Origin of the sequence: Paracoccus sp. S4493 (assembly GCF_000967735.1) — a bacterium.
Classification (GTDB): Bacteria; Pseudomonadota; Alphaproteobacteria; order Rhodobacterales; family Rhodobacteraceae; genus Paracoccus; species Paracoccus marcusii.
Genome location: NZ_JXYF01000332.1, coordinates 1 through 381 on the forward strand (window position 1 = coordinate 1; position 381 = coordinate 381).

1 pseudogene is annotated in these 381 nt (G+C 68.0%); it reads right to left on the minus strand.

Going from position 1 to position 381, the window contains the following annotated elements:
- Window positions 1-40 precede the first annotated feature (40 nt).
- Window positions 41-381: pseudogene (locus tag TW83_RS17530) on the minus strand (ribose ABC transporter permease); the annotation flags it as partial.

Sequence of the window (381 nt, forward strand, 5' to 3'; positions counted from 1 at the left end):
GATCCGGTGCCGACGTCGATGCCGATCAGGTACCGGTCCATCAGCGCCATTCCCGCCCGATATAGATCGCCAGCAGGATGATCAGGCCCTTGATGACGTCCTGCATGTAGGGGTTGATGCCCACCAGGTTCAGGCCGTTGTTCAGGATGCCCAGCAGCACCGCGCCGATCAGCGTGCCCAGGATCAGCCCGCGCCCACCGGCGATGGCCGTGCCGCCCAGGACGACCGCCGCAATGGCGTCCAGCTCGAATCCCACCCCGGCGTTGGGCTGGCCGCTCATCAGGCGGCCGGTCAGCACGATGGCGGCCAGCGACGCGGTCAGCCCCGAGATGGCATAAACCGCCAGCTTGACCAGCCGGGTCCGCACACCGGACAGGCGGG